General features: G+C 71.0%; 18 protein-coding genes and 1 pseudogene. 12 read left to right on the top strand and 7 right to left on the bottom strand.

Translation table 11 applies throughout. The annotated features are described in order from the left end of the window. Window positions 1-195 precede the first annotated feature (195 nt). Window positions 196-2,448: a polysaccharide lyase 8 family protein gene (locus tag ABGB17_RS15030; RefSeq protein WP_347629705.1), complete on the top strand. Its 2,253-nt coding sequence runs from the start codon at window positions 196-198 to the stop codon at window positions 2,446-2,448. On the opposite strand, the gene ABGB17_RS15025 is transcribed toward ABGB17_RS15030, so the two are convergent. The 3 genes from ABGB17_RS15025 to ABGB17_RS15015 form a co-directional block, all read right to left on the bottom strand. Next, a complete protein-coding gene (locus ABGB17_RS15025; protein WP_347629703.1) occupies window positions 2,420-2,893 on the bottom strand; it encodes a nuclear transport factor 2 family protein in 474 nt (157 codons plus the stop codon). The genes ABGB17_RS15030 and ABGB17_RS15025 overlap by 29 nt on opposite strands. Window position 2,894: 1 nt before the next feature. Further along, window positions 2,895-4,295 carry a HAMP domain-containing sensor histidine kinase gene (locus tag ABGB17_RS15020; protein WP_347629701.1) on the bottom strand — a complete coding sequence of 467 codons (1,401 nt, stop codon included), beginning with the start codon at window positions 4,293-4,295 and terminating at the stop codon, window positions 2,895-2,897. A 221-nt stretch (window positions 4,296-4,516) separates the two neighbouring features. Further along, window positions 4,517-5,872: a glycoside hydrolase family 6 protein gene (locus ABGB17_RS15015; RefSeq protein WP_347629699.1), complete on the bottom strand. Its 1,356-nt coding sequence runs from the start codon at window positions 5,870-5,872 to the stop codon at window positions 4,517-4,519. A gap of 427 nt (window positions 5,873-6,299) precedes the next feature. Here ABGB17_RS15015 and ABGB17_RS15010 point away from each other — a divergent pair, with 427 nt between their 5' ends. The 4 genes from ABGB17_RS15010 (at window position 6,300) to ABGB17_RS14995 (ending at window position 11,757) form a co-directional block, all read left to right on the top strand. Beyond that, on the top strand, window positions 6,300-7,571 hold the full coding sequence (locus ABGB17_RS15010) for a BtrH N-terminal domain-containing protein (RefSeq protein ID WP_347629697.1): 1,272 nt from the start codon (window positions 6,300-6,302) through the stop codon (window positions 7,569-7,571). 139 nt (window positions 7,572-7,710) lie between these two features. Beyond that, window positions 7,711-9,048, top strand: a complete 1,338-nt coding sequence (locus tag ABGB17_RS15005) for a radical SAM protein (RefSeq protein ID WP_347629695.1) — start codon at window positions 7,711-7,713, stop codon at window positions 9,046-9,048. Between the two features lies 1 nt (window position 9,049). Further along, window positions 9,050-11,293: a phosphotransferase gene (locus ABGB17_RS15000; RefSeq protein WP_347629693.1), complete on the top strand. Its 2,244-nt coding sequence runs from the start codon at window positions 9,050-9,052 to the stop codon at window positions 11,291-11,293. Then, complete coding sequence (locus ABGB17_RS14995; RefSeq protein WP_347629691.1) at window positions 11,290-11,757, top strand: hypothetical protein; 468 nt, start codon at window positions 11,290-11,292, stop codon at window positions 11,755-11,757. Before ABGB17_RS15000 ends, ABGB17_RS14995 begins: the two co-directional genes overlap by 4 nt. 20 nt (window positions 11,758-11,777) lie before the next feature. Here the strand turns inward: ABGB17_RS14995 and ABGB17_RS14990 are convergent, their stop codons facing one another. Beyond that, entirely contained in the window at window positions 11,778-12,284 is a 507-nt protein-coding gene (locus ABGB17_RS14990; protein WP_347629689.1) for an SRPBCC family protein, read from the bottom strand. A 335-nt stretch (window positions 12,285-12,619) separates the two neighbouring features. Here ABGB17_RS14990 and ABGB17_RS14985 point away from each other — a divergent pair, with 335 nt between their 5' ends. Continuing rightward, window positions 12,620-13,252, top strand: a complete 633-nt coding sequence (locus tag ABGB17_RS14985; protein ID WP_347629687.1) for an HNH endonuclease family protein — start codon at window positions 12,620-12,622, stop codon at window positions 13,250-13,252. 88 nt (window positions 13,253-13,340) lie between these two features. Here ABGB17_RS14985 and ABGB17_RS14980 read toward each other — a convergent pair whose 3' ends face one another. After that, entirely contained in the window at window positions 13,341-13,658 is a 318-nt protein-coding gene (locus ABGB17_RS14980; protein WP_347629685.1) for a hypothetical protein, read from the bottom strand. A 177-nt stretch (window positions 13,659-13,835) separates the two neighbouring features. Here ABGB17_RS14980 and ABGB17_RS14975 point away from each other — a divergent pair, with 177 nt between their 5' ends. Next, a complete protein-coding gene (locus tag ABGB17_RS14975) occupies window positions 13,836-14,477 on the top strand; it encodes a LysE family translocator (protein ID WP_347629684.1) in 642 nt (213 codons plus the stop codon). 6 nt (window positions 14,478-14,483) lie between these two features. On the opposite strand, the gene ABGB17_RS14970 is transcribed toward ABGB17_RS14975, so the two are convergent. Both ABGB17_RS14970 and ABGB17_RS14965 read right to left on the bottom strand, forming a co-directional pair. Continuing rightward, window positions 14,484-14,744: a hypothetical protein gene (locus ABGB17_RS14970; protein WP_347629682.1), complete on the bottom strand. Its 261-nt coding sequence runs from the start codon at window positions 14,742-14,744 to the stop codon at window positions 14,484-14,486. 54 nt (window positions 14,745-14,798) lie between these two features. Beyond that, complete coding sequence (locus tag ABGB17_RS14965; protein WP_347629680.1) at window positions 14,799-15,914, bottom strand: MFS transporter; 1,116 nt, start codon at window positions 15,912-15,914, stop codon at window positions 14,799-14,801. A gap of 138 nt (window positions 15,915-16,052) precedes the next feature. Between ABGB17_RS14965 and ABGB17_RS14960 the strand changes: the two genes are divergently transcribed. From ABGB17_RS14960 to ABGB17_RS14940, 5 genes and pseudogenes are all read left to right on the top strand, one after another. Further along, complete coding sequence (locus tag ABGB17_RS14960; RefSeq protein ID WP_347629678.1) at window positions 16,053-16,637, top strand: helix-turn-helix domain-containing protein; 585 nt, start codon at window positions 16,053-16,055, stop codon at window positions 16,635-16,637. A gap of 49 nt (window positions 16,638-16,686) precedes the next feature. Beyond that, window positions 16,687-18,297, top strand: coding sequence for an ATP-binding cassette domain-containing protein (locus ABGB17_RS14955; protein ID WP_347629676.1), 1,611 nt, complete (start codon window positions 16,687-16,689; stop codon window positions 18,295-18,297). 107 nt (window positions 18,298-18,404) lie between these two features. Continuing rightward, window positions 18,405-19,229 carry an FxLYD domain-containing protein gene (locus ABGB17_RS14950; RefSeq protein ID WP_347629674.1) on the top strand — a complete coding sequence of 275 codons (825 nt, stop codon included), beginning with the start codon at window positions 18,405-18,407 and terminating at the stop codon, window positions 19,227-19,229. An 86-nt stretch (window positions 19,230-19,315) separates the two neighbouring features. Continuing rightward, the gene (locus tag ABGB17_RS14945) at window positions 19,316-20,416 is read left to right on the top strand and encodes a saccharopine dehydrogenase (protein ID WP_347629672.1); all 1,101 of its coding nucleotides are present in this window, start codon (window positions 19,316-19,318) and stop codon (window positions 20,414-20,416) included. A gap of 260 nt (window positions 20,417-20,676) precedes the next feature. Beyond that, window positions 20,677-21,984, top strand: a pseudogene (locus ABGB17_RS14940) (hypothetical protein); the annotation flags it as partial.

The following is a 21,984-nucleotide window of genomic DNA, read 5'->3' as shown; positions in this document are numbered from 1 at the left end:
ACGTCTCAGTACCGTAAGGTGATGATCTGCTGGTGTCAAACGAGGTGAAGCCCGTGAACTATGGATTCACCTGCTCGATCCGATAAGGAACTCGATATGAGCAGACAGGTCTGTTCATCGTGAACGCGGCATCGACCAGGGCAAGCGGTACGGGATCGCGGTGCTCCGCCACGGCTGATCTCCTACCGTGGACCGGTGACGGAACAGGCACGTCCCCGGCGGTGGTTCCTGCGGGCCGGCGTGGTGGCGGCGGCGGGCGCGCTCGGGGCGGTGGTGCCGGCGGAGGCGGCGCACACGCCGGACGACTCCTTCGTCCGGCTGCGGCGGCGCTGGCGGGAGGTCACCGCGGGAGCGCCGTTCGACGCCGCGGCCGAGCCGTACCGGCGGCGGCTGGCGGACCTCGGGCGGCGGGCCGCCTCGTACCGGGACACCATGGTGCCGGACGGCGCGGCGTTGTGGCCCGATCTCGGCTCCCCCGCGTTCGTCGCCGCCCCGGCGCGGCTGCTGGTCATGGCGCGGGCGTACGTGCTGCCGGGGACGGGGCTGACCGGGGACGCGGGGCTCGGGGCGGCGGTGGCGGCGGGCGTCGACCATTACCGGCGGCGGGTGTACCGCGCCGGCGCCGAGCAGGAGGGGAACTGGTGGCACTGGCAGATAGGGGTGCCGAGGAAGCTGCTTGACGCGGCGCTGCTCATCGGGCCGCACCTCGCCGCCGGGCCCGCCGCGGAGCTGCGGGACGCGGTGGATCACTTCGTCCCGGAACGCCGCCTCTCCTCCTACAGCGGCACCAGCACCGCCGCCAACCGGGTGGACCTGTGTCTCGTGACGCTGCTGCGCGCCATGCTCGGCGACGACCACGGCAAGGCGGCGCTGGCCGTCGCGGCGCTCGCCCCGGTGTTCCCCGTCACCAGCGAGGGCGACGGGTTCTACCGGGACGGGTCCTTCATCCAGCACACGACCATCCCCTACCAGGGCGCCTACGGCGCGTCGCTGCTGTCGGGCGTCGCGACGCTGTTCGCGGTGCTGCGCGGTTCGCCGTGGGAGATCGCCGACCAGCGGGTGCTCGCCATGGTGGAGCGGTCGTTCGCGCCGTTCGTGCACGACGGCTTCTGCATGGACCTGGTGCGCGGGCGCGGCGTGGCCAGGGAGCCGTACGGCGACCACCGCAGGGGACGGCAGATCGCCGCCGCGATCCTGCTGCTCGGCGACGCGGCCTCCCCCGCCGAGCGGGCCCGCTGGCAGGCCATGGTCAAGGGGTGGGCGGCGCGGGACACCGTCCGGCCGATGCTCCGGGCCGCCGAGCGCGACGACCTGGCCTTCCACGCGCGCCTCGCCGCGATCCTGGCCGACAGGACGATCCCCGCCGCGGCCGAGCCCGCCGGGCACCGGCTGTTCCCGATGAGTGCCCGCGCCGTGCACCGCCGCCCGGGCTGGTGCGCGGCGCTGAGCATGGCGTCCGACCGGGTCGGCCACTACGAGCACGGCAACGGCGAGAACCTGCGCGGCTGGCACACCGGCTCGGGCATGCTCTACTGGTGGGCCGCCGGCCACGGCGACCAGTACTCCGACTCCTTCTGGACCACCGCCGACCCCTACCGCCTGCCCGGCACCACCGTCTCCACCCGGCGGCTGCCCGACGGCGCCGGCGCGGCCTGGGGTGACACCTGCCCACCCGCCCGCTGGGTGGGCGGCGCCACCGACGGCGTGTACGCGACGGCCGGCCAGCACCTGTACGGCCTGGAGAGCACGCTGGAGGCGTTCAAGTCCTGGGTGTTCCTCGACGACGCCGTGATCTGCCTCGGCGCCGGCATCACCTCGCGGGACGGGACCCGCGTCGAGACCGTCGTGGACAACCGCCGCACCGCCGCCGCGCTCACCGTGGGCGAGGGCTGGGCACACGTCGAGGGGCACGGCGGTTATGTCCTGCCGGGACGCCCACCGCTGCGCACGCTGCGCGAGCCGCGCACCGGCGGCGGGGTGACCCGCCACTACGTGACCTGCCTGCTCGACCACGGCGAGGATCCGAGCGGCGCCGGCTACGTCTACGTGCTCCTGCCCGGCGCGAGCCTGGAGGACACCCGGGCCCGCGCCGCCGACTCCGGGTGGATGCGTGTGCTCGCCAACACCTCCCGAGCGCAAGCCGTCCACGTGCCGTCCCTCGGGATCACCGCGGTCAACTTCTGGAACGCCGGGACGGCGGGAGCCCTCACCGCCTCCGGTCCCTGCGCCGTCCTGGTGCGGGAGAGCGGCGAGGGAACGGCGACCGTGACCGTGGCGGACCCGCGGCGCGACCTGGCCGAACTGACCGTGACCTGGGACCGCCCGGTGGCCGGGGTCGCGGGGGAGCCGCCGGCCGGGGTGACGGTCGCGGGCGGGAGGTTCACCTTCACGGGGCTCGGCGCCCTGGAGGGCGGTTCGGTCACCGTCGCCGTTCGGCCGGCGCCGTAGCGGGGTCCTCCGGGACGGGCAGGGACACGCCGAGCTGGGTGAGCATCTCCAGCTGGTCGTAGTAGACGCGCTGGCTGCTGATCAGGCCGTTCTCCATGGTGCGGATGTCGCAGCCGCGGACGGCGACGCGGCGGCCCGTCGGGGGGACGTGGTCGCCGGTGGGGAGGAGGAACGGGCCGGTGTGGGTGCTGGTGACGGTCCACTCCAGGACGACCAGGTCGCCGCAGGTGGTCTTGGCGTGCGGGGTCACCATGATGTCGGGCAGTCCCACGGGGTACAGCGCGAGGAAGGAGGCGATCTCCGCGCGGCCCTCGGCGACGCCGCCGGGGCACACGTAGCTCGCCCGCGGGGCGAAGAAGCTCGCGGCCCGCTCGAAGTCCCGCGCGTTGAACGCGGAGATCAGCTCGTCCGTCACGTCCTGCTCGCCGAACACGTCCTCGCCCATCTCAGGCCCGCCACGCGGGGACGCCCGGGGAGAGCGGCCGGCCGGGCGGGGGATCCATCAGCGGCAGCCGCAGCACGAACCGGGCGCCGCGCGGGGAGTCCTCGATCCGCAGCGTCCCGTCGTGGGCGTGGGCGATGTCGCGGGAGATGGCGAGGCCGAGCCCGCTGCCGCCCGGCTCGCGGCGCCGTCCCTCGTCCAGGCGGACGAAGCGCTCGAAGACCCGTTCCCGGTCGGCCGGCGCGATGCCCGCGCCGTCGTCGGTCACCGTGACCACGGCGTACCCGTCCACGCGCTCGGCGGTCACCTCGATCAGGCTCTCGGCGTGCCGACGGGCGTTGGCCAGCAGGTTGCCGACGACGCGGATCAGTTGGATCCTGCTGCCCCGCACCACCAGGTCGCGGGTGACGTGGGCCTCCACCGGCAGGCCCCCGGTCTGCGCCGCCGCCTCGTCCCTGACCAGCGCACCGAGGTCCAGCGGCTCGTGCGCCGCCGGGTCGCCGGCCCGCAGCCGGGCCAGCACCAGCAGGTCGTCGACGATCATCTCCAGCCGCTGCGTCACCGACAGGGCGTCCCTGATGGTCTGACGGGGGTCGACCTCACGGGGGTAGAGCATTGCCTCCTCCAAGCTGGTGCGCAGGCCCGTCAACGGGGTCCGCAGCTCGTGCGAGGTGGTGGAGGCGAACCGGCGCTGCTGCTTCACCGCTTCCTCCAACCGGTCGAGGGTCTGGTTGGCGGTGCAGGCGAGATGGGCGAACTCGCTGCGGCCGGGGGGCTGGGGCACCCGCATGCTGAGGTCGCTCACCGTGATCTCGGCCATCGTCGAGCGGATGCCCTCCACGGTGCGCAGCGTGCGCCCGCCCACCCACCAGTTCCCCCAGGCGATCAGGGCGGTGAGCAGCAGCACCCCGGCGGCGGTGAGCGACTCCAGCAGGTGCGAGGCCAGCAGGGGCGGCTGGACCATCCCGGCGTAGATGAAGTGGGGGTCGCCGTGCCAGATCTCACGGGTCTCCAGCGGCGGCACGCGGATGGCGGCGATCATGAGGCACGGGCCGTGCCGGGGGCACACGACGCGGTCCTCGACTCGGTTGTCCACAGGCGGCTGCACGGTGGCCAGCCGCGGGCGCCCGGCCGCCGCCGGGGTGGCGAGCTCGACGTGGCCCTGGGAGTCGACGAGCTGCAGCAGGTTGATGCGGCCCTCCGCGGTGGGCGGCGGGGTGCTGCCCGGCTGGAAGGTGCCGAGCCAGTTGGTGGCGGCGCGCTGCGCCTCCTGGAAGACGGCGGCCTCGCCGCGGTCGAGCGCCAGGAAGTCGAGACTGGCGCCGATCACGGAGAGGAAGAGCAACGACAACGCGGCCACGGCGACAGTGGTGCGCGTCCGTATGGAATCCGGAAGAAGCGACACCCGCCGGCCCCTCAAGGCGACTCCCTCCGATGGCAAAAGAGCAGGTCACGTACCATTTGACGGTATCCGCCAATTTGGTGCGGCTGCAATCGCAGGCCCATCCCCACGCCAAAACCAGGTCGGTGTCTTACCGGTCCATGGGGGCCGCTTTGCCGTCGAATCGCTGCGCATGGGCCGGGCCCCCGCGCGGTGCGCGAGGGCCCGGGACGTGAGGGACGGGATCAGGTGGTGCCGGTGCAGGTGATCGTGGCCGGCGTCGCGTTCTGGCCGTTGCCGTTGGCGAGGAACCCGAACGTGGTCGTGGCGTTGGCGCCGAGGTTGCCGTTGTAGCTCGCGTTGGTGACGGAGACGTTGCTGCCGCTGCCGGTGTTGGTGCCGTTCCAGACCTGCGTGATGGTCTGGCCGCTCGGGAACGTCCACTGCACCCGCCAGCCGCGGATGGCCTGGCTGCCGTTGCGCACCGTGACCTCGGCCTGGAAGCCGCCCGACCAGTAGTTGGTCATCCGGAAGGCGGCGGAGCAGCCGACGCCCCCGGTCGGGGTGGGCGTCACGGTCGGTGTCACGGTCGGTGTCACAGTGGGCGTCACGGTCGGCGTGCGCGTCGGGGTGACGGTGGGCGACGGCGCGGCCATGGCCAGGTCGTAGGCCCGCTGCGGCACGAACTGCCCGGCGGCGGCGATGCAGCCGTCGGCCTCACCCGGGGGCTTCACCCAGAGGAAGGCGTCGATCGCGGAGTCGCCGGTCTGGTTGGTGCTCCAGATACCGGTGGCGCGGCCGGGCGGGTCGCACCACTCGCTGCCCTGGGGGCCGTTGCCGTTGCGGCTGGTGTCGATGACGGCCTTCAGCCGGGAGACGCCGGTCGCGGAGATGATGCTCTTGGCGTACGACACGCTGGCGGAGGTGGTGCGGTAGTTCGAGACGTTCAAAGCGATGCCGTCGGCGCTGTTGGCGATGTCCGCGCCGTTGAGACGGTTCGCGGCCTCACCGGCGTTGAGCCACGCTTCGTTGCCGATGTCGTAGTACACCTTGACCTGGGACGACGTGGCCCGGAACTTCTTGCCGGCGTACGCCATCGAGGCCTTGACCTCGTTCTGCTCGGAGGCGTTCATGCAGTTGGTCATGATCGCCAGAGCGTCAGGCTCCAGGATGATCGTCGCGGGACGGCCGCCGAGGCCGAGGGCCACCTGGTCGATCCAGGCGCGGTAGGACGCGTGGTCCGGGGCACCGCCCGCGCTCGGGCCGCCGCAGTCGCGGTTCGGCATCTCGTAGATGACCACGATCGGGATCTTGCCGGCCGCGGCGGCCGCGCCGACGTAGGAGTCCACCTGGCTGCGCACGGCGCTCGGGTTGTAGCTGGCGAACCAGCGGCCCTGCGGGACGGCGGCGATCCGGTCCCGGATCACGGCGGTCTTGCTGTCGTTGGGGTTGGCGGCCACCCACCGGGCGGCGCCCGTGTTGGGGTCGACGTAGAACACCGAGTCGGCGGCCTGGGCGGCGGAGGTGAAGATCGCCGCCCCTGCCACGGCCGTGGCGGCCGCGGTCACGATGGCGGCGACCAGGGACCTTCTGCGAGACATGAATACTCCGTCCGGGGGGAGGGATGGGAGCGCTCCCACTTCCCCGGATGGTAGGTAGCCATCACCGGGTCTCAGAAGGGCCGGTCACGTGGCTTCTCGTGCTCGAACCTTATCGCTGCAGGCGAGACGAGAATAGACCTTTGTCCTCATGTGAAAATTTCAGCACATTCGGTGTTGAAAGGGTGTGATGCCCGATCCGCCGGACGCCCGGCTCCTTGTCACGAGGCCGCGCCCGTCCCTAGACTTTCCGGCGGCGGACTCCCACGCCGAACCTCCTTCAGCGGGCACCCACGCGGCCCGCCGTCCGCGGAGGCAAAGGGGACGAACGCGCCTCGGGAGCGCTGCTGCACCGGCATGCCGACCATCGTCGCGGCGAGCCGACCGGCAGGCGTGGGCTGGGTCGGCGACGGCCGCGAGCGGAGTCACCATGACCGGAAAGAAGCAACTCAAGGCCCGCGTCAGGGCACGCATGGCCAAGACGGGTGAAAGTTACACCGCCGCCCTGCGCCACATCGCCGGCCGTCCCGCGCGGCGCGCCGACGGGAACTGGACCTTCCACAGCGGGCGCCACCCGAACAGCGCGGTCATCACCGGCGTGCTCGCCAACCAGGGCGTCGCGATCAGCGAGCCGCTGGTCTTCCTCGCCGGGGGTGGCCTCGGCGCCGGGTACATCCTGTGGGAGTTCAAGCACGACGGCGCCCGCCACCTGGTGCTCGGCTTCCGCAACCAGTGGCAGTACCCCGACCGCTGGACGGCCAAGACCCTGGACCGCCTCGGCGTCGGCTTCGACGTCCACACCACGTCCGGGGCCAAGGGCGCCGCCGCCCGCCTCACCGCCGAACTGGACGCCGGGCACCCGTGCCTCGTGGTGCCCGACCGGTACCACGTGGGGTACTGGCACCTGCCCGCGCACCTCGACGGGTACGGCGGGCACCCGGTGATCGTCTACCGCCGGGACGACACCGGCGTCTACGTGGACGACCGCGGGCAGGCCCCGATCCGCGTCCCCCGGGAACGCATGGACGCCGCCCGCGCCCGGGTGTCCTCGTACAAGAACATCACGCACGTCCTGCGGCCCGCCGAGATCGACCACGGACGTCTCGCCGCGGCGGCGCTCGCGGGCCTGCGCGACTGCGCCGAGCACCTGAGCGCCACCTCCGACTCCTTCTCGCTGCCCGCGTGGCGCAAGTGGTCGCGCATGCTCACCGACCGGCGGGCCGCCAAGGGCTGGCCGAACGTCTTCGCCGACGGCCGCGGGCTGGCCGGGGCACTGCTGTCGCTGTGGGAGGGCGTGGAACCGGTCGGCATGGACGGCGGCAACCTGCGCGACCTGTTCGCCGACGCCCTCGACGAGGCGGCACCCCTGACCGGCCTGCCGCTCGCCCCCGTCGCCGAGGACTTCCGGCACGCCCACACCCTCTGGCACGACCTCGCCGAGACCGCGCTCCCCGCCGACGTGCCCGAGTTCGCCCGCATGCGGGAGCTCACCGCCGCCCTGCGCGAGTCCCTGGCCGAGGACGGCACCGCGAGCCCCGCCGACGCCGCGGAACTGTGGGAGATACGCGCCGCCGTGGACCACAAGCCACCGCTCGCCGACCCCGGAGCGCTGTTCGCCGACCTGGCCCCCCGGCTCACGGCCGTCTGGGAGGCGGAGACCGCCGCGGTCGCGCGGTTGCGGAGCCTGCTCGTCAAGGAATGACCGAGAAATAGCCTGTCCCGCACCGGTGACATCCGGCGTCCCATCATGGAGGGCGCCGGATGCGCTGGTGTAGCATTTCCCGCCGAAAGTGGAAAACGAACGTGCCGCGATCTTCCGCCTATTGACGTCGAGGCCACGGATGCCGGATCTCGTTCTGGTCAACAGCCCGATCCACGATTACTCCAGATATCCCCGGTACACCTCGTCCTATTCCACGCCCGTCGGCCTCCTGTACGTCGCCACCGCGGCCCGCGACGCCGGCTTCGACGTGACGGTGCTGGACGCGGAGGAAAGGCAGCTGACCCCCGCGGGGACGGCGGCCCTGATCAACGCGGAAAGCCCGCGCGCGGTCGGGTTCAACGTGTTCTCCATCAACTTCTCGATCGTCGAGACCATAACCGCGATGATCGAAGGCCCGATCACCGTCATCGCGGGCGGCCCGCACATCTCCACCATGCGCCCGTCACATTTCTCCGCCCGCCTGCGCGGCGTGGACATCTTCGTCCGCGACGACGGCGAGGACAAAATCATCCAGATCCTGAAAGGCGCCCACCCGGTCACCGTCCCCGGCGTGTACTTCCGCGACGCCCTGGGCGCCGTCGTCGACACCGGCCGCGCCCGCCCCCTCGACCTCGACGACCTCCCCGTCCCCGACCGCGGCTTCCTCACCACCGAGCCGTACCTCCGCGACGGCCTGCGGTGGATGGACATCTCCATCAGCCGCGGCTGCGTCTTCACCTGCAAGTTCTGCGCCGGCAGCTGCAAGAGCAACGGCACCGTCTACCGCCGCCGCTCCATCCCCTCCATCCACCGCGAACTACGCGACCTGATCCCCCGCCACACCCTCGGCGGCATCCAGATCGTCGACGACCTCCCCTTCAACGGCCACCCCGACCTGGAGGAGTTCCTCGACCTCATCGACCACCACCACCCAGGCCTCCAGTGGGAGGTCAACTTCCCCCTGCAGTTCCTCCGCTCCCTCTCCACGGCCCAGATCACCCGCATGGCCCGCTCCGGAATCAGAAGACTCTCCTTCGGCATAGAATCCGGCACCCCCGCCCTGCGCCGCACGATGGGAAAAGCCGCCAAGGACGAAGACCTGTTCCGCCTGGTCGCGACCCTGTCCGCCGCCGGAATATCCGTCAAGGCCTACTTCATCATCGGTTTCCCCGGCGAGACCCGCGCCGAGATCCGTTCCACCCTCACCCTCGCCAAACACCTCCACGCCACCGCCCCCCTGTTCCGCCCCCGCCTCTTCATGTTCAAACCCATGCCAGGCTCCGCCCTGTGGACCACCCTCCTTGCCGAAGGCCACCCCGAGGACCGGCTCCTCGACTACACCGACTTCCACGTGACCCCCGACTATTTCAAGAAGCACGCCTGGGGCACCGCCGTACGCTATTCAGAGGTAGCCCCCAGAACCATCCACGCCATGATCGATGCCTTCTACGCCGAAATCGGGGAACCCACCGGCTGAGATGAACGCGATAAATAGCCCCGCAGGGAACAAACCGGTCACGTATCTGCTGCACGCCCGCCCGCGCCTGATGTTCCATCTGGGGCATCTGAAGATGCTCAATGTCCTGTACCGCATCCTGCTCGACGGGCACAATGTCGTGCTGCTCCTGATCCCGTACGACGAGCACGAGCGGCGCAACCGCACCATCCGCACGAGGCTGGAAGAGGAGACCGAGCTCACCAAGGGCTTCTATCTCAACTACCTCGGCTTCGGGAAACCGCGGTTGCGGATCATCAGCACTCCGGAGCTCGACCTGCCGCAGTCCCGGCTCCGCGAGATCCAGACGCGGTACTCCCGGCTCTACGACGAGGGGTCTCCGGCCGTCAAGAAGCTCATCGAGCAGCAGAACCGGGCGTGGGCGTCGCCGAACATCCTGTTCGTCCCCAAGTGCCTGGCGGCCATCGAAGAGGTCGCACCCGACCACCTGATCGGCGGGAACAAGCACCAGTTGATCGCCCAGTGCTTCGACGAGGTACTGCGGGACATGGGGCACGTCATTCCGTTCACCACCTTCGACGACTTCCCCGACCTGTTCATGGAGTCGGGGATGGACCGCATGGACAGCGTGCACAGCTACATCGACGTCAACGACAACGACGACTTCGTGCTGCACAAGCTGTCCCTGTTGCGTGACATGCCGGGGCAGAAGAGCGCGTGGCTCCAGGAATTCATGGCCGCGATCTTCGACGCCGCCCCGGAGCGGGTGAAGAACGGAATCAGCCGGGTCTACCGATCCGAGGCCGAGAAGGAGATCGCGCTCACCAAGCTGCTCGCCAACGTGCGGGCCCTCATCCCGTACGCCCTGGACGATGGTGAGAGCGACGTGCAGATCGTGTGGGGCGGGAGTCTCGCCGCCACGTTCAGCGAGCCGGTGCGGCAGCGGGTGGAGCGCATCGCGCGCAAGCTCTTCCAGGGGAACGGCTCGACGTACATATCCCTCCACCGGGTGTTCAGGGCCGGAAAGTCCGGCGCCACGGTGCTGGAGGTGCGTGAGCACGAGAGCCCCGGGGAGTTCCGGGTCTCCAACGTGTCGGTGCTGAAGATCGGGCTGGAGCACGAGCTGCAGACCGAGCAGGAGAATTTCGACAGGTTCGTGAGGCAGCGCGGCACCGCGGCGTTCATGACGATAAAACGCGGCGGGGTGGGAGCCGACGGTATGGCGGGCATCCTCTACCAGGACGCGCAGCACCACCTCGGCATGCGATTACAGGACACAATCGACAATGTCTCCAGCCTTTTCCGGCCTGTGCACTACGATTTCGACGAGGTACGCGAAAGGCTCGGGCGGCTGCTCGCCGCCCATCTTCACGAGGTGCTGTACAAACACGGCCGCCCGGTGGACGCGGGCAGCGTGCGCAGGTACGCGAACGAATTCCTGCCCGCCGAGTACCGCGTACAGGTCTCCCATTACAGCGCCGGGGACTCTGCGATCCATTACCGCTCGGGCGGGGCGTCCGACCGGCATCTGCGCGCCGAGGTGCGCATCGCCGAGGTGGACCTGCGCCGGCGCGTCCTGCGGGCCTACACCGTCCCCGAGCATTCCAAGGTCGACGTGGAGCTCGCCGGCGACGACGAGGTGCTGCTGAACGAGGTGATGCCCGGCCGCGTGCTGCACCTGGACGGCCGCCTGGTCGCCGTGCGGGACGACTACTACGACGCGCTGCTCACCAGGCTCAGCGTGGCAAGGGACGGCCGCATGATGGCGATCGACCGCCGTGTGATGACCGATCCTGTACGGCGCATCGAGGAGTTCCTCGAACGTGAGCACCATGCGTTCACGGTCTCCCCGATCCACGGTGACCTGCACGCGGGCAACGTGCTCTTCGGCGGCGACGGGTTCGGCATCATCGACTACGGCAAGATGCGCGAGCGCTTCCCCGCGCTGTACGACGTGGCCTATCTCTTCGCGGACCTCAAGTCACGTTTCGTCGCCGACAGATTCGACCTGCCCGCGCTGGTGCGACTGGAGGAGTCCATCGTGCACGGCCGCGGCAGGTTCGGCAGGGATCGCCGGTCGCTACGAGAGATATCTCTGTTCGAATACGATTCCCTGCCCGGGAACATCAAAACGCTCGGCTCTTCTGAAATCTTCTACTCGCTCCTCGGCATCATTCTGCTCGGTCGCCTGAAGTTCGATCTGCCCGAGGTGGAGAAAAGAGTAGGGTTGGCGCTGGCTCACTACGCGTTCGAGAGGGTTCGATGACCAGGTCGGTGTTCATCTGCTATGCATTGGAAGGCGAACATCTCGCCCAATTAAGGACACGCCTGGAGTTGATAACCCTGGGGGCGCTCGACGCCGGCGCCACGACGTACGCCCACATCCGCGACGAACAGAAGTGGAACACGGAGGGCGCGTCCATCAAGCGAGTGCTCGAGGCCGCTTTCAGGCGCATCGCCTTGGCCGACGCCGTCCTGCTCGACCTGACGACCAGCGCGGGCTCGAAACGGGTGGGGTTGAACATCGAGGCCGGTTACGCCAAAGCGCTTGGCAAGCCCATCCTCGCGCTCTGGCACGTGTCCGAGCGGCCGAACATGACCACCGATCTGGCGGACCACGAGCGTTCCTACACCGGTCTCGGCGACCTGCGCGAGACGACCCGCAGGCTGCTGTCCGACCTCGGGGACGTGTCCGCCGGACGTGACGGTCGTTCCACCTCGGCGATCTGACGTGAGGCGGGTGTCCGGGTTCAGGCGGAGGCGATCATCGCCTTGAGGGTCTGGGTCATGTGGGTGTGGAGTTCGGTGAGGCGGACCTCGAGGATTACCGACGCTATTTCGGGGCTGGCTTCTATGTAGTCGCGAAGGAGGCTGCGGCCGGGGCCGTGGACGAAGGAGTGGCGGATTCGGGTTTGGGCGGAGGAGTCGGTGGGGGTGAGGTCGTAGCGCCAGGTGGAGGAGGGGAGGGAGTGGTCGCGGTCGTCGAGGACCACCCAGGCGAAGGTGTGTGGGGGGTTCAGTTCGGTGATGGTCGATGTGGTGGTCCAGATGGCGTCCTGGCGGAGGTTGCGGCACTGGAAGCGGGTGCCCACGCGGGGTTCGGCGGGGGTGGGGCCGAGCCAGCCGATGTGGCGGCACTCGGGGCTCCAGTCGCTGATGCGGGGGACTTCGGTGATCAGGTCCCAGACGCGGGTGAGTGGCAGGGGGACGGTCATCTCCAGGTCGACGCGTGAACCGGTGACGCCGTAGTCGTCCATGCCGTCCTCCTCGTCCGCCTTGGTATGGGTTTCTACGATGAACGATCGGGGCTGCGGTGGCCAGAGGGGAGGGGTCTACCTGCGTTTACGAGATCTTCATGTGCCGTACTTGGGGGTGCCGCGGGTGGGAGGTGGGGGGTGAAGGGGCATCGTGGCAGGCCATGCGTGCCGTTCGTCGGGTTAAGGGCGATTTTCTCTAAATCTGACATCTCTGACCAATCAATGTCTGATATTTCGTCACTTTAGGAAGTTAGCGACTCTCCGAGCTGTCTGACCGTTCCGTTCCCTGCCGGTCCCCCCCACCGGCCGGAACGGCGGACGGCAAGGAGAAGCTCGTGAAGCGAGGCTTCACCGGCGTCGTCGCCGCCCTCACCACCCTGGTCCTCACCCTCACCCTGACCGCGGGGCCGGCGTCCGCGACGCCGCCCAACATCCCCTCCGCGAGCACGGCCGCCCAGCGCCTGGCCACGCTCACCGTCGCCGCCGAGTCCCACCAGTCCACCTACGACCGCGCCTTGTTCCCGCACTGGATCACCATCTCCGGAGCCTGCAACACCCGCGAGACCGTGCTCAAGCGGGACGGCACCGGCGTGGTCACCGACTCCTCGTGCGCCGCCACGTCCGGTAGCTGGTACAGCCCGTACGACGGCGCCACGTGGCGCCAGGCCTCCGACGTCGACATCGACCACATGGTGCCCCTGGCCGAGGCCTGGCGCTCGGGGGCGTGGAACTGGACCACCGCCCGGCGGCAGGCGTACGCCAACGACCTCGGCGGGCCCGAGCTGTGGGCCGTGACCGACGACGTCAACCAGGCCAAGGGCGACCAGGACCCGAGCACCTGGAAGCCGTCGCGCACCGCGTTCTGGTGCACCTACGCCCGCGCCTGGATCCAGGTGAAGTACTACTACGGCCTGAGCCTGCAGAGCGCGGAGAAGTCCGCCCTGACCACCATGCTCGGCTACTGCTGAGAACCCCGTCCCGGCTCCGCGTCCGCGGCGGAGCCGGGACGGCCCTCGGCGGGACGGCGTGCCGCCCGCGTGGGACGGAACGCCGAGGTCAGCGGGTCTCGGCCCACACGTTGACGATGGTGTGCGCCGAGATGGTGGTGTACGACACGACGCCGGCGGACTGCCACGGGCCGATGATCGGGATGAGGCCGACCTCGGGCAGGAAGTGCCGTTGCAGCACACGCACGCGGTGCTCGCCGGTGCCGGACGCGCAAAAGCTGCTCGCCCAGCGTTCGGCCGCGCTGTACTGCACGGTGCAGCCGGTGGGTACGGCGGCGGCGCCGGGTCCCGTGCCGGCCACCAGCGCGGCGGCGAGGAGGGCGGTCACGGAGGCGGATACCGCTCTCTTGGTGTTTCTCGTGGTCATGCGGGACTCCTGGGGGCGTGGGCGGGCCCGGTGGTCCCGTGCCCGCCGCGGCGGAGCCGGCGAGGTCGCCGTCGTGCATGGCTAATTCTTAGGAAACTTTACTAAAGATAGATACCCGTGGACGTGCCGTCAACAAACCCGTTGCCGGCCGCGGGAGCGGGTCAGCACGATGGTCGCATGTTCCTGCTCGCGTTCGTCGGGTCGTGCGTGCTCGTGGCCATGATCCCCGGGGTCAGCACCGCGGTCATCCTGCGCCAGACACTGCGCTCGGGGCGCGCCGAGGGGTTCGCCGCCACGCTCGGGAACGAGACAGGAGTGCTGCTGTGGGCCCTCGCCGCGGCGTCCGGCCTGTCGGCGCTGGTGGCCGCGTCCGAGGTGGCCTACGACGTGATCAGGATCGCGGGGGCCGCGGCGCTGCTCGTCATGGGCGTGCGGTCCCTGCGCGCCGCCCGCCGTCCCTCGCCGGAACAGGGGCCCGGCGAGGCCGAGGGCACGGACACCGCCCCCGGGGGCAGGGACGGCTGGTGGCGGTCCTACCTGCTGGGCCTCGGCACCGTGCTGGCCAACCCCAAGGCGGCGGTGTTCGCGATGTCGTTCCTGCCGCAGTTCGTGCCGTCCGGCGCGGACGTCGCGGCCACCCTGATCCTGCTCGCCGTCGTCTGGGTGGTGGTCGACACCTTGTGGTACGGCGCGGTCATCTGGCTGATCGGCCGGGTGCGCCTGGTCGCCGACCGCCCTTCGGTGCGCCGGCGCCTGGAGCGGATCTCGGGCGTCGTGCTGATCGCCCTCGGCCTGCGCATGGTCACCGAGGCCCGCTGACCGGGTTCACTCCTCGTCCTCGTCGTCGTCCCCGGTGTAGGCGTCGAGCAGCTCGCGGCGCAGCAGGTCGGTGCGGACGGTGAGCGCGCCGAGCAGTTCCTCGTCGTTCAGCCCGTCGGTACGCCGGAACGCCCACGACGAGCGCCCCTCCTCGTCGAAGCACTTGACGAGGACGATGGCGCCGAGCGCCGTCCAGCCGTCCGGCAGGGGGGCGACCGTCAGACCGCTCAGGGCCTCACCGACGGGGACGTAGTCATCGTCATCCACAGTGGCCTCCCCAGGGGACACGCGTCCCAGCGATTTTCGATGAGGGGAATCCTGTCATGCCCCGTGGCCGCGCCGGCGCCACAGGGTGGCCGCGACGAGCAGGTACGGCAGGGCGGCCAGCGCGAACAGCGGCCCAGGGCCGCTCCACGTGGAGCCGAGGGCGAACGCCGCGAACGCCAGCACCGCGAGCACCTCGGCGCCGAAGCCCGAGATCGACGTGACGGTGGCCCGCGCCCGGTCGCCGATGGCGTCCTGCAGCCGCGCCTCGGCGTTGGTCGTCGCCCACTGGAAGGCGCCGTACGCCACCCCGACAAGCGCCAGCCCGGCGGGATGCCCGCTCCACGCCCCGGCGGCCAGGCACACCGCGGCGGCGGCGAGCGCGGGCGCCGTCCAGCGGGTGCCCCGGCCGGCGAACCACCCGCCGGCGGTGACCGCGGCGGTCTCCAGCAGGATCAGCAGCGGCACGGTGGCCTCGCCCACGCCGGTCGCGGCGGCGAGCAGAGGGATGTACTCGTCCAGCGAGCCGACACCCATGAGCACCATCACCAGCACGAGAGCGCCGGCCGCGGCGGGGCTGCGCCGTGTCTCGCGCAGGCCCTCGCGCAGCACCGCCAGGTAGCTCTCGCCGCGTTCGCCCGGCGTCCTGGACTCCGGCAGCGTGAGCCCCATGAGCCCGCACGCCACCAGCGCCGCCACACTGGCGATGCCGAGTGCGGCGTAGCCGCCCACCGCCAGGACGGGCGCGGCGACGGCGGTCGCGACCAGCACGGCGGTCGTGCCGATGGCGGTCGAGCGCCCGATGAGCCGCGCGTAGGAGTCCGCCGCGCCGAGGCGGTCCAGCTCCTCGTAGACCAGTGCCTCCAGCGCTCCGGAGCTCAGCGCGCCTCCCGCGCCCCACAACACGAACCCGGCCGCGAACGCGGGGTAGGAGGGCAGGAACGTCCACAACCCGTAACCCACACCGGTCAGCAGCGGCCCGGCCACCACGAGGCGGCGGCGGGAGAACACGTCGGCCCACATGCCGGAGGGGATCTCCACGATGAACGACGTCATCGACCAGATGGCGAACAGCGAGGAGATCTCGGCCGTGGACAGCCCGTGCTCGGCGAACAGCAACGCGTACACCGGGTACAGCAGCACGAACTCGCTGAGAAAGGTGTAGGCGTACAACCGGCGGGCGAGGCCCGCCTCAGGTGTGGATCAACGTCGTCGTCGGCGCATGCCCGCGAGCCTACGGCGCGGGAGAGCGCAGGAAAAGGGAATTTCCGCGCCGGGAGGGCCGCGGGCGGCGCGGCTTAGGATCGGGACATGACGTCGGAAGGCAGGCCGCTCCGCGCGGACGCCCGGCGCAACCGGGCGCGGGTCCTCGCGGCGGCCGAGCAGGTGTTCGCGGACAAGGGCACGGGCGCCTCGACCGAGGAGGTCGCCCGCGCGGCCGGGGTGGGCATCGGCACGGTGTTCCGGCACTTCCCCACCAAGGAGGCGCTGCTCGAAGCCGTCCTGGTGGACCATCTGCGCCGCCTCGCCGAGCACGCCGACACGCTGGCGGACGAAGGGGACGCCGGGGCCGCGCTTTTCGGCTTCTTCACCCACGTCGTGCGGCAGGCGGCCGGCAAGAACGCCTACACCGACGCGCTGGGCGAGGCCGGTGTGGACGTCCGCGGCACCACCGCGGAGTTCGGCGGCCGCATGCGTGCCGCGCTGGAACGGCTGCTGGTCCGGGCGCAGCGCGACGGCGCCGTACGGCCCGACGTGGGGGTCGCCGAGCTGCTCGCGCTCATGGTCGGCGTCTCCAGGGCCGGTGAGCACGCGGGCCCCGAGGTGCAGGCCCGTGCGGCGGAGATCGTCTTCGACGGTTTGCGCGCACCCGCAGCGGATATCCAGGTGCGTTGAGCCGGTCGCTCTAGGTACTCTCCGCGAGGACGCAGTGGAGGGGATCGTCGTGGGCCATGTCGAGGTGGGCCGCCTGACCTACGTGCTGCCGGACGGGCGCCCGTTGCTGAACGAGGTCTCCTTCCGGATCGGCGACGGGGTGAAGGCCGCGCTGGTCGGCCCGAACGGCGCCGGCAAGACCACGCTGATGCGACTGATCGCGGGCGACATCCGCCCCGTGGAGGGCAGCGTCACCAGCTCGGGCGGGCTCGGCGTGATGCGCCAGTTCATCGGCGGTCTGCGCGACGGCAGCAGCGTGCACCAGTTGCTCCTGTCGGTGGCACCGGACCGTGTGCGTGAGGCGGCGCGGCGCCTGGAGGACGCCGAGCTGGCCATGATGGAGCGCGACGACGTCAAGACGCAGATGCGCTACGCCCAGGCGATCACCGACTACACCGACGCCGGCGGGTACGACATCGAGGTCCTCTGGGACACCTGCACGATGGCCGCGCTCGGGGCGCCGTACGAGAACGTGAAGTACCGCGAGGTGAACACGCTGTCCGGCGGCGAGCAGAAGCGGCTGGTGCTCGAGGCGCTGCTGCGCGGCCCGGACCGCACGCTGCTGCTCGACGAGCCGGACAACTACCTCGACGTGCCCGGCAAGCTGTGGCTGGAGCAGGCGCTGCGCGAGACCGACAAGACGGTGCTGCTGGTGTCGCACGACCGGCAGTTGCTCGCCAACGCCGCCGACCGCATCGTCACCGTCGAGTCCGGCGGGGTGTGGATCCACGGTGGCGGCTTCGCCACGTACGCCGAGGCGCGCCGCGAGCGCAACGCCCGCCTGGACGAGCTGCGCCGCCGCTGGGACGAGGAGCACGCCAAGCTCAAGCGCCTCGTCACCATGCTCAAGCAGAAGGCGACGTACAACGACGGCATGGCCCCCGCCTACCACGCGGCGCAGACGCGGCTGCGCAAGTTCGAGGAGGCCGGGCCGCCCGAGCTGGCGCCGAAGGACCAGATGATCAGCATGCGGCTGCGCGGCGGCCGTACCGGCAAACGGGCCGTGATCTGCGAGGGCCTGGAGCTCACCGGGCTGATGCGGCCGTTCGACCTGGAGATCTGGTACGGCGAGCGGGTCGCGGTGCTCGGGTCCAACGGCTCGGGCAAGTCCCACTTCCTGCGCCTGGTCGGAGGCGAGCCGGTCGCGCACGACGGCACGATGCGGCTCGGCGCGCGGGTCGTGCCCGGCCACTTCGCCCAGACGCACGCCCGGCCGGACCTTCGCGGGCGCACGCCGTGCGAGATCGTCATGACCGAGCACGCCCGGCTGAAGAACGAGGCCATGAAGGCCCTGGCCCGCTACGAGCTGGCCGGCGGCGTGGCCGATCAGCGGTTCGAGACGTTGTCCGGCGGCCAGCAGGCCCGGCTGCAGATCCTGCTGCTGGAGCTGTCCGGCGCGACGCTGCTCCTGCTGGACGAGCCGACCGACAACCTCGACCTCGCGAGCGCCGAGGCGCTGCAGGAGGGCCTGGACCAGTTCGCGGGCACGGTGCTCGCCGTCACGCACGACCGGTGGTTCGCCGCGGACTTCGACCGGTACCTGGTGTTCGGGTCCGACGGCCGGGTGTACGAGTCGCCGGAGCCGGTGTGGGACGAGGCCCGGGTGGTGCGCCGCCGCTGACCGCTGAACCCAGGCTGGGTGGTTTAGTCGGGTTGGAACCGTAAAACTTCGCCTGGCTCGCGCGTGTCGGAGGAGTCACGCCCGACTAACCGGGTTATGACGGCCTTGTGACCCAGCGTAGTCGAAACACGACAGCACGCGGACTCGGGCTCGGGCTCGCCGCGGTGGCGGCGTTGCTCGCCGGGTGCGGCGCGGACGAGCCCGCGCCCAAGAAGGCCCTGAAACCGCTCGTGATCAAGGAGCAGACCTCGTCGGTCACCCAGGGGACCGGCGGTTTCGTGGTCACCTGGGCGGGCGTCGTCAGCAACCCCAACCGGTGGCACTTCGGCGAGAACGTCGCGGCCACCGTGGTCGGCAAGGACGCCGCGGGCAAGGAGGTCGTGCGCACCGAGCAGCCGCTCGACGCCGTACCGCCCTCCGGCGCGCTGAAGTTCAGCGGGCAGGCCGTCGCCTCGGCCAGGCCGGTGCAGGTCAAGCTGACCTTCACCGAGGCCAGATGGCGGCGGGCGGCGCGCATCCCGTCGGCGTTCGTGCCGTTCCCGATCTCGGCGGCCAACACCGAGAAGCTCGGGAACGGGTCCTACCTCGTGACCGGGGCGGTGGCCAACCCGTACCAGAAGGCCGCGACCAGCCTGGTGGTGACCGCGCTGCTGCGGGACAAGGACGGCAGGCTGCTCGGCGGGGCGAGCACCTACGTGGACGACGTGCGCGCGGGCGCGCCGCGGCGGTTCGTGCTCACCGTGGAGGGCCTGAACGGCGTGGGGCCGGTGGCGCGCACCGAGATCGCCGCGCGGACCTGGGGGTCCAGCGCCCGGCCGTACGAGGAACTGGCGCTGAGCGGGACGGTCCCGGTGGTGACGGCCAGACCGAAGACCCCGCCGTTCGCCAACGACCGGGGGAATCAGGCCATGCCGGAGGATCACCGGCCGTGAGCGCCGGACCGGCGGTCGCGGCTTCGCGGGGCGACCCTGCCGCCCCGCTATGGATCTTGAAATCCCTGGGGAGTTACGGTACTTACATGACGTCCCCCCGGATTGTCCTTTTCGGCGCCACCGGGTACACCGGGCGCCTCACCGCGCGGGCCCTGCTGGCGTACGGCGCCCAGCCGGTGCTGGCGGGCCGCGACCCGGCGCGACTGGAGGCGCTGGCGTCCTCGCTTCCGGTGGAACTGCCCACCGCGGTGGCCGACGTCGACCGGCCGGCCACGGTGCGGCGGCTGGTGCGGCCCGGCGGTGTGCTCATCTCCACCGTGGGGCCGTTCACCCGCTGGGGGGAGCCCGCGGTCGAGGCGGCCATCGCGGCCGGCGGGGTGTACCTCGACTCGACCGGGGAGCCGACCTTCATCCGGCGGGTCTTCCAGCGGTACGGCCCGGCCGCCGCCGCGGCGGGCGCCACGCTGATCACCGCGTTCGGCTACGACTACGTGCCGGGGAACGTCGCCGCCGCACTGGCCCTGAAGAAGGCCGGGGACGACGCGGTGCGGGTGGACATCGGCTATTTCGTGCAGGGAAATATCGCCCGGCGGGCCAGCACCGGAACCCGTGCGTCAGCACTCGGGGCGGTGCTTGAGCCGATGTACAGCTTCAGGGACGGCCGAATTCTGCACCAGCACGGGCGTACCCGAATTTTTCTCGTGAACGGCCGCAGGCGGCCGGGGTTGTCGATCGGCGCGCTGGAGCATTTCGCGCTCCCGCGCACCCATTCGGGTTTGCGCGAGGTGAACGTCTATATGGGCTGGCTCGGCGGCCTCACCCGCGCCGCCGGCGTGATGGCCCGCGCCACCCCGTACATCGCGGCCATCCCGGGCGCCAAGCGCGTCACCGAGGCGGTGGCCGACCGGGTGATCCGATCGGCCGACCGCGATGACATGCCCGCCGTGCCCGGTCTCACCACCATGGTGGTGGCCGAGGCGTACGACGGGGAGGGCAACCGGCTGGCGTCCGTGGAGCTCAGCGGCGGCGATCCGTACGACGTGACCGCCCGCGTGCTCGCGTGGGGCGCCATCGCCGCGACGACCGGAGGGGTGGCCGGGCCGGGCGCGGTGGGGCCGGTGGAGGCGTTCGGCCTGGAGCGGCTGCTGCGCGGATGCGCGGACGCGGGGTTGCACGCGCTGCCGTGACGGTGTAAGACCATGAATTATATTCATTACCAATGTCATGGGGAAAGCCATGCCCTATTCGGGGTTCATACATGGCGATATCACCATCCGCCAGGTCTCACGTGCCATAAGGGGAATCACCGTTTCGCCGCGCTGATGCCGGTAGCGGAGAAAATCACCACGAGCTGTTTGGCGCTCGTTCATTACGGTATTAACACAACATCGGCCGGCGGGCAGGAAACGCTGGAGCGAGCAGTTACCGAGCATTTACTGTCGGTGACATGAATGACAGCGTCCTGGTCGAGGCCCTGCGCGCCCGCGATCCCGGTGCTCTCGCCACCCTCTACGACACCTACGCCGAGGGCGTCTACCGCTACGCCTGGGCCATGCTCCAGAACATCGACGGTGCCGGGGTCGCGCTGCGCGACACACTGATCGCGGCGGAGGCGCACGTCCACGCGCTCGCCGACCACGACCGGTTCCGCGTCTGGCTGTACGCCCTGGCCCGTGGCGAGTGCGTGCGCCGCCGGCAGGTGCTGCCCGCGACGGACAGGGACGCCACGGTGCCGGGCATGCCCGCGTCCGCAGCGGGGGGCGACACCGATTTGCGGCAGGTGGCCATCGCGGCGGTCGAGGGCATGCCGGAGGACGAGCGTGAGGTCCTCGACCTGCTCAACCGGCACGGCATCCCCGAGGCCGAGCTCCCCGCGGTGCTCGGCGTCCCGCCCGACCACGCCGAGGAGCTGCGTGACACCGCCTCCCTGCGCCTGCAGGACCTTGTCACGGCCGAGCTCCTCGCTCGGGCGCCCGCGGGGGTCTGCGCGGACCGTGACGCGCTGCTGGAGGAGCAGGACGGCGGCGACCTGGACGACGAGAGGCGCGCCCTGCTGCTCCTCCACGTCGCCGAGTGCGACGACTGCGCCCCGGACGAGGAGCGGCAGGTGTCCGCGGCCAAGGTCTTCGCGCTGCTGCCCGCGCCCGTGCTGCCCGAGACCCTGCGGGTGCGGGTCATGAGCTGCTTCATCGACCCGGAGCTCGTGCCGTACCGCCGGTTCGTGGCCCGCCGGGCCGGTCTGCTGGACGGCGACGGGTTTCCCATGCCGGACGCCAAAGGGCCGCGGCGACGTCCTCGGCTACTTGCGGGCGCTGTGGCGGCGATCGCGATCGTCACCACGGCCCTAGTGCTCGTCAACGAGATCCGCGGTGCCACCGACCCGCTCTCCGGCGCGCTCCCGGGCCACGGCGTCACGGGCGTGCCCCGCGTCGGCGCCCCCGACGGTCCCGCGGGAGACCCGGACCGCGCCGGGCACCGTCCGGGCATCCCCGGCACCAACCGGCCGACCCTGACCCCCGTCGCCCCCGTTGCGTCCGCCGGCCATGGCGACGCCGTGGTCCCCGTCGCCGTCCGCCGCCGCGCCACCCCGTCCGGCGCCCCGGCCGTCCCGGTCCCGCCCCCGAGGTCCCGCACGCCGTCCGCGCCCCCCCGCGTCACCCCCCGCCCCTCACCGTCCACGACGCGCCCCACCCCCCCCACCACGGTGGCCACAACGCCGCCCACCGCGATCCGGGCCCCCCCCCCCCCCCCCCCC

It is taken from the genome of Sphaerisporangium sp. B11E5 (genome assembly GCF_039871875.1).
In the GTDB taxonomy this organism is placed as follows: Bacteria; Actinomycetota; Actinomycetes; order Streptosporangiales; family Streptosporangiaceae; genus Sphaerisporangium.
The sequence above is the reverse complement of the archived record's forward strand: the minus strand, read 5'-3'. Positions and strand labels throughout refer to the sequence as shown.